Source organism: Mesorhizobium sp. M5C.F.Ca.IN.020.32.2.1, from assembly GCF_004023105.1.
In the GTDB taxonomy this organism is placed as follows: Bacteria; Pseudomonadota; Alphaproteobacteria; order Rhizobiales; family Rhizobiaceae; genus Mesorhizobium; species Mesorhizobium wenxiniae.
The window spans coordinates 1-7,310 of sequence record NZ_RZSX01000261.1 but is presented as its reverse complement, the minus strand read 5'-3'; the positions used below and the strand labels follow the sequence as shown (position 1 = coordinate 7,310).

Here is a 7,310-nt window from a genome sequence, read left to right as displayed (position 1 = left end):
TCGCTGGCGTTTGCCCATAGCGGCGGCGCTCACGTCCACGGCTTTTTCGCCGGGCTTGAACATCCGCTCCTCGGCATGGACCATCTGCTGGCCATGGTCGCGGTCGGCATGATTGGCGCCCGGTCCGGTGGGCGCAGTATTGTCCTTGTGCCGCTGGTCTTTGTCTCGGCCATGGTCGCCGGAGCCTCGCTCAGCATGGCCGGCATCGGCCTGCCTTCGCTTGAAACGGGCATCGCGCTGTCGCTGGTGGTCTTCGGCGCTATGGTCGGCCTTGCCAAGCCGCTGCCGCTGGCCGCCGCCGCGGCGCTGACCGCCCTGTTCGGCCTCTTTCACGGCAACGCCCACGGCCTCGAGATTCCCGAGAGCGCCGGCGGCATGGCCTACGCCGCCGGTTTCGTGCTCGGCACATCGATGCTGCATGCGATCGGGGTGTTGTCCGTCTTCAAGCTCGCCCGTTGGCCGATGAAGGTCCGCACCGCAGGGCTCGCCACCTCGCTGGTTGGAATGGCCATGCGGCCCAGACCTTCTGAGTGAGGCGATCAACGCAGGCAGTCGGCAAACAGAACTGGAATGCAGATGAGCCAGAAATTGTCGATGAGGCTGCGGCGCATCCGGGATTTGCTGTACCAGATTCTGAAAATCCGGGCCGAGCGGCTTTGAGGGGCGCGGTTTTCGCGTCCCTCCGGTCGAAATGAGCGTCAGAACTCGAGCGCCTGCCTGAGCGCCGGACCGCTCCTGACGCGCAGATCGAGGTCGGCCTCGATATGGTCGATGTGATGCAGCATCAGCGCGCTGGCGCGTTCGGAATTGCCATTTTCCAGCGCCTCGAGGATGTTCATGTGTTCGCTATGACCGCAGCTCGACACGCCCGAGCGGCCGTAGAGCGCGATCACCAGCGATGACCGCGCCACCAGTTCTTCCATGAAGCGCTGGAGGATCGCGTTTCCTGCAACCGAAGCCAGCAGCAGGTGAAAATCGCCCGAAGCTTTGATTTCCGAGCGTCTTGCATTTGGTCCGCGTTCGGCAATGAAGCGGCCCTCTTCATCGAGTTGCGCCGTGAAGGCAGCGACATGGTTCGGCGTCATCCGCCCGGCGGCGGCGATCGCTATGCCGGGCTCGATCAGCCGGCGCGAAGCGAAGACCTGACGCGCTTCCTCCGGCGACGGGTTGGCGACGAAGGCGCCTCGATTGCGCTCGGTCCGAACCAGGCCTTCGAAGGAGAGCATCTGCAGTGCTGCGCGCGCCACGGTGCGGCTGACATCGAACAGAGTGCCGACCTCGCCTTCCGACAGCTTGGTTCCGGGCGCCAGCCGGCGATCGACGATTGCGTCGCGCAACTGGTCGCGGATCGCCTGGGCGCGATCCTCGTTGGCACTGTCGACAGCAGGGAAAGTCTGGTCGGCTATATTCATGATGATAGTCCCTGCACCTTTCTACCCTGAATCGGGTCGGTTGCAGAGGGCTAAAGTGAATACGATGTCAGGGAAAGATTGCATACGATTTTTGCGAGAATCGCCTGCTATCGCCTATATTTTGTGCATAGCACAAGAGTGCCGTTTCGACGGGCGGTCGCATGCAGTCCCGATTTACCCAAAAAATCAACCGTTTGAGGCCGATGCAGGCAACTGGCATGCATGATGCTTTGCTTAAGTTGAGCAGAGAGGAAGCCGGATGTCCAAAGCCGCCGAAATCGACATCGTGTCCGTTTCGAAGATCTATGGCGCCACGACTGCCGTCGAAGACATCAGCCTGAAAATCCCCGCGGGAACTTATTGTTGCCTGCTCGGCCCGTCCGGCTGCGGCAAGACGTCGACGCTGCGCATGATTGCCGGGCACGAGAGCATATCGAGCGGCGACGTGCGTCTCGGCAACACAGTAGTCACCGACCTGCCGCCGGCCAGACGCGGCACCGCCATGATGTTCCAGTCCTACGCGCTGTTTCCGCATCTCGACCTGGTCGACAATGTTGCGTTCAGCCTCAAGATGAAAGGTGTCGGCAAGGAGGAGCGCCGCGCCAAGGCGATCGTCATGCTGAAGCTGATGCAGATGGAAGCCTATGCCGGCCGCCGCCCGGCGCAGCTTTCGGGCGGACAGCAGCAGCGCGTCGCCCTGGCCCGCGCGCTGATCACCGACCCCGAGGCACTGCTGCTCGACGAACCGCTCTCGGCACTCGATCCGTTCCTGAAGATCCGCATGCGGGCCGAACTGAAGAAGCTGCAGACGTCGCTCGGCATCACCTTCGTCCATGTTACCCACAGCCAGGAGGAGGCCATGGCGCTCGCCGACCTCATCGTGGTTATGAATGACGGCCGCATCGAGCAGGCGGCGCATCCGCGCGTCGTCTTCGAGCGACCGGCCACTGCGTTCGTCGCGCGTTTCATGGGCGATCATAACGTCGTCTCCGGCCGCGTCAGCGGCAGCCGCGACGGCATGATTGTCTTCGATGTGCCGGGTGGCGCCTCGCTAGCGGCCAGCGGGCAGGGCAGGGCGATCGGCGAGCCGATCGATATCGCCATTCGAACCGACCACGTGCGGATCGGCGACCCGCCGGCCATGGGGCTGGGTTTCGCCGGCATCGTCTCCAATATCGAATACCGCGGCTCGACCGTGAAGCTCTCGGTCAATGGCGCCGGCATCGAGGATTTCACCGTGATCGTCGACGACACCAGCTTCTTCGCCAAGCCGGTTGCCGTCGGCGACGCCGTGCCGATCGCCTGGGACACCGAGGACGCGATCGTCCTTGGCCGTCTCGATTCCTGAACCAGAACAACCAATCCAAACAGGGGAACTGACATGACCAACACCACCGACAAGAAAACAGGAATTTCCCGCCGCTCGCTGCTCAAGACAGGTGCCGCCGCCGTCGGTTTTGCCGCCGGCTCCGGCGTGATCACCGGGTTCCCGACGATCTGGGCGCAGAACCCGATCACGCTGCGCCAGTTCGGCACCGGCGTGTCCAACCTCAACGCCATCGCCGACAAGTGCAAGGCGGACCTCGGCATCACGCTGGAGATGACGGCGACCGATTCCGATGCCGCCGCTCAGCGCGCGGTGACCCAGCCGGACAGCTACGATATTGCCGACATCGAATACTGGATCGCCAAGAAGGTGTATCCGTCCGGCGTGATGCAGCCGATGGATGTCAAGAAGCTGAAATATTACGACAAGATCGTACCGCTCTTCATCACCGGCAAGCTGACGCCCGACAGCGTCATTGCCCAGGGCACCGCGCCGCATACGGTCGGCTTCGTCGAGGCACAGGACGCCAAGACCTTCGCCAAGCAGCCGACCCAGTGGATGACGATGGTTCCGACCATCTACAATGCCGATACGCTCGGCATCCGCCCCGACCTTGTCGGCCGCGACATCACCACCTGGGCCGACATCATGGATCCGGCCTTCAAGGGCAAGGCCGCCATTCTCAACATCCCGTCGATCGGCATCATGGATGCGGCGATGATCATGGAAGCCATGGGCAACATCAAATATGCCGACAAGGGCAACATGACCAAGGAGGAGATCGACAAGACGATCGACTTCCTGATCAAGGCCAAGCAGGACGGCCAATTCCGGGCGTTCTGGAAATCGTTCGACGAGAGCGTCAACCTGATGGCTTCAGGCGAAGTGGTCATCCAGTCGATGTGGTCGCCGGCCGTCGCGGCGGTCCGCTCCAAGGGCATCGCCTGCAAATACCAGCCGCTCAAGGAAGGCTATCGCTCGTGGGGCGGCGGCCTTGGCCTTGCAGCGCATCTCAAGGGCGCCGAGCTCGACGCCGCGTACGAATATATCAACTGGTACCTGTCCGGCTGGGTCGGCGCCTACCTCAATCGCCAGGGCTACTACTCGGCCGCCATGGATACGGCCAAGCAGTTCATGTCCGAGGACGAATGGGGCTACTGGGTCGACGGCAAGCCGGCCAAGGGCGACATCATGGCGCCGGACGGCAAGGTCATGGAGAAGGCGGGCGCCGTGCGCGACGGCGGCTCCTTCGTCGAGCGCATGGGCAAGGTCGCCTGCTGGAACTCGGTCATGGACGAGGACCGCTATATGGTGAGGCGCTGGAACGAGTTCATCGCGGCGTAGCGCAACCTCTTCCCCTTCTCCCCTTGTGGGAGAAGGTGGATTGGCGCGCAGCGCCAAGACGGTTGAGGGGTGTTGGACGGATCGCCGTCGGGCCAAGCTGGAGCACCCCTCATCCGACCGAGCTTCGCTCGGCCACCTTCTCCCACAGAAGGGAACGCAGCCTCAGTCGCGTCGCCGACCTAGACCGAGATGTTGATGACCGTAGCGCTCGAACGATCCACTCACGTTAAGTCCGCAGAGCTGGCCAGACGCCGCCTGTCTCTTGCCCGCCTCGTTCCCTATCTCCAGGCGACACCGCTGGCGCTGATCCTCGGCGCGTTCCTTTTGCTGCCGATCCTGATGATCGCCGTGGTCTCCTTCTGGGACTACGACTTCGCGGCGATGTACCCGGATTTCCTGACCACCAACTATTCCGACACGCTCGGCTCCTGGGTCACCTGGAAAACCTATCTGAATACGCTGAAATACGCCGCCATTGTCTGGGCGCTGACGCTGTTCGTCGGCTTCTGGGTCGCCTATTTCCTCGCCTTCCATATCAGGACCACCGCCATGCAGATGGTGCTGTTCCTTGTCTGCACCGTGCCGTTCCTGACCTCCAACATCATTCGCATGATCTCGTGGATTCCGGTGCTTGGCCGCAACGGCCTCGTCAACTCAACCCTGGTTCAGATGGGGCTGATCCCGAAGCCGATCGAATGGCTGCTCTATTCCGAATTCGCCGTGGTGCTGGCCATGGTGCATCTCTACGCGCTGTTCATGGTGACGCCGATCTTCAACACACTGATGCGCATCGACAAGTCGCTGATCGAGGCCGCGCGTGACGCCGGCGCTTCCGGCTGGCAGGTCCTGTGGAACGTCATCATTCCGCTCGCCAAGCCCGGCATGGCGATCGGCACCATCTTTGTCGTGACGCTGGTGATGGCCGACTTTTCGACAGTGCAGGTGATGTCCGGCGGGCAGAGCGCATCCGTCGCACTGATGATGAAGAACCAGATGTCGCTGCTGCAATATCCGGCAGCGGCCGCCAACGCGGTCGTGCTCCTGGTGCTGGTGCTGTTGATGGTCGCCGGCATCCTGCGCATCGTCGATATTCGCAAGGAGCTGTGAGGCGATGGGCCGGGAGAAACGCACCTTTGAATTCTACGTGCTGGCGGCCTTCTTCGCCCTTTTCGTGCTGTTTCTCTACGGCCCGCTTTCAGCGATCCTGATCCTGTCCTTCCAGGGCGAGAATGGCGGGCTGACGTTTCCGCTGAACGGCGTTTCGCTGCACTGGTTCGCCAACCTGTTCGAGCGCCAGGCGGTCGGCGATTTCGGCGGCAGTTTCAAACGCTCCTTCATCCTTGGCCTGATGGTGATGATCGTGACCGTCGGCGTGTCGCTGCTTGCCGGTCTTGCCTTCCGCCAAAAATTTCGCGGCGCCACCGCATTGTTCTATCTGGCGGTCGCCAGTCTCGTCGTGCCGTCGATCATCATCTCGCTCGGCATCGGCGTCGTCTTCCAGCAGATCGGCTTCCGCCCCGCTTGGTATACATCCGCCTTCGGTTCGCATCTGACATGGACCTTGCCCTTCGGCGTGCTGATCATGTTCGCCGTCTTCAACCGGTTCTCACCGGCCTATGAGGAAGCCGCGCGTGATCTCGGAGCGTCGTCCTGGCAGACCTTCGCGCATGTCGTCCTGCCGATGATCGCGCCTAGCTTGATCGGCGTCGGCCTGTTCGGTTTCACCCTCTCCTATGACGAGTTCGCCCGCACGCTGATGACCTCGGGCACGTTCAACACGCTGCCGCTCGAAATCTACGGCATGACGACGAATGTCACGACGCCGGTGCTCTATGCGCTGGGCACCGTGACGACCATGTTTTCCTTCCTGGTGATCCTGCTGACGCTCGGCGCAATCATCTATGTCGGCCGTCGCCGGGCGCGTATTTGAGAACCGCAGTGCAAATCCTCGTTGTCAATCCGAACACCACCGCCAGCATGACCGAAACCATTGCAGCGGCGGCGCGGTTGGTCGCCGGCGCCGAGACGGAAATCGTCGCCGTCACCTCGTCGATGGGGCCAGTTTCGATCGAAGGCTACTACGACGAGGCGCTCGCGGTGCCCGGCCTGCTGGTCGAGATCGCCGCGGGCGAACGGTCGGGCGCGCAGGCCGCGATCATCGCCTGTTTCGACGACACCGGCCTCGATGCCGCGCGCGCCATGGCCAACATGCCGGTCATCGGCATTTGCGAGGCAGCGCTCAGCACGGCCTCGTTCATCGCCCAGCGCTTCACCGTCGTCACCACGACCGAGCGCTCGCGGGTGCCGGTCGAAGGGCTGGTGCAGCGCTACGGCATGGCCGGGCGGGCGCGCGTGCGCGCCGCCGACGTTCCGGTTCTTGCCCTCGAAGACCCGGCATCGGACGCGATCCTGAAACTGCGCGGCGAGATCGCGCGCGCGCTCGAGGAGGATCGCGCCGAGGCCATCGTGCTCGGCTGTGCCGGCATGGCCGACCTCGCCGCCGAGCTGCAGCGGGAGTTCGGCGTTCCGGTCATCGACGGCGTCGGCGCGGCGGTCAAGCAAGCCGAGGCACTCGTCGCGCTTGGCCTGTCGACGTCCAAGCGCGGCGCCTATGCAAACCCGCTCGCAAAGCCCTATCGTGGCGCATTGAAGTCCTTCGCCCCCGGTTCTGTTGCCCCGAGTGATCGCAATGCGCCGAATGATCAGAACGCTCGCACTTGAAGAAGTGGAAATCCTTGTCGACTGGGCGGCAGCGGAGGGCTGGAATCCCGGCCTCGGCGATGCCGTGGCGTTCCAGGCAGCAGATCCCGAGGGCTTCATCGGCGCCTTCGTCGATGGCGAGATGGTCGCCGGCATTTCGGCTGTGGCCTATGGCGGCGATTTCGGCTTCATCGGCCTCTACATCTGTCGGCCGGACAGGCGCGGCGAGGGCCATGGCAAGGCGGTCTGGGACGCCGGTATGGCGCGGCTCGGCGACCGCACGATCGGCCTCGATGGCGTCGTCGAACAGCAGGCCAACTATCGCAGCATGGGTTTTGCGCCGGTCCACCGGACGATCCGGTTCGTTGGAGCGCCGAATGTCCCGGCAGCCACCGACAGCGGCATTTGCGTCATAGGCCCGGAACTCATCGCGGATGTCCTGGACTATGACCGCCGATTCTTTCCGGCTTCGAGGCGATCCTTCCTGGACCACTGGCTGCGCCCCCCGCACATGGCACTTGCGATCC

Annotated in this window: 7 protein-coding genes and 1 pseudogene; 7 read left to right on the top strand and 1 reads right to left on the bottom strand. The window is 63.1% G+C overall.

Annotated features, from left to right (window positions below; genetic code table 11):
* A partial coding sequence (locus tag EOA86_RS15120; RefSeq protein WP_206630029.1) for a HupE/UreJ family protein occupies positions 1-534 on the top strand: 534 nt, incomplete at its 5' end.
* A gap of 164 nt (positions 535-698) precedes the next feature.
* Here the strand turns inward: EOA86_RS15120 and EOA86_RS15115 are convergent.
* On the bottom strand, positions 699-1,412 hold the full coding sequence (locus tag EOA86_RS15115; protein WP_128342361.1) for a GntR family transcriptional regulator: 714 nt from the start codon (positions 1,410-1,412) through the stop codon (positions 699-701).
* Between the two features lie 259 nt (positions 1,413-1,671).
* On the opposite strand from EOA86_RS15115, the gene EOA86_RS15110 reads away from it, so the two are divergent.
* From EOA86_RS15110 to EOA86_RS15085, 6 genes and pseudogenes are all read left to right on the top strand, one after another.
* Positions 1,672-2,760: an ABC transporter ATP-binding protein gene (locus EOA86_RS15110; RefSeq protein ID WP_128342360.1), complete on the top strand. Its 1,089-nt coding sequence runs from the start codon at positions 1,672-1,674 to the stop codon at positions 2,758-2,760.
* 33 nt (positions 2,761-2,793) lie between these two features.
* Positions 2,794-4,083 carry a PotD/PotF family extracellular solute-binding protein gene (locus EOA86_RS15105; protein ID WP_065008395.1) on the top strand — a complete coding sequence of 430 codons (1,290 nt, stop codon included), beginning with the start codon at positions 2,794-2,796 and terminating at the stop codon, positions 4,081-4,083.
* 273 nt (positions 4,084-4,356) lie between these two features.
* A pseudogene (locus tag EOA86_RS15100) lies at positions 4,357-5,190 on the top strand (ABC transporter permease); the annotation flags it as partial.
* Positions 5,191-5,194: 4 nt separating this feature from the next.
* Positions 5,195-6,013 (top strand): ABC transporter permease, encoded by an 819-nt coding sequence (locus EOA86_RS15095; protein ID WP_128342358.1) that lies wholly within the window; start codon positions 5,195-5,197, stop codon positions 6,011-6,013.
* A gap of 8 nt (positions 6,014-6,021) precedes the next feature.
* Positions 6,022-6,804: an aspartate/glutamate racemase family protein gene (locus EOA86_RS15090; protein ID WP_128342356.1), complete on the top strand. Its 783-nt coding sequence runs from the start codon at positions 6,022-6,024 to the stop codon at positions 6,802-6,804.
* A partial coding sequence (locus tag EOA86_RS15085; protein WP_164891761.1) for a GNAT family N-acetyltransferase occupies positions 6,773-7,310 on the top strand: 538 nt, incomplete at its 3' end. The genes EOA86_RS15090 and EOA86_RS15085, both read left to right, overlap by 32 nt.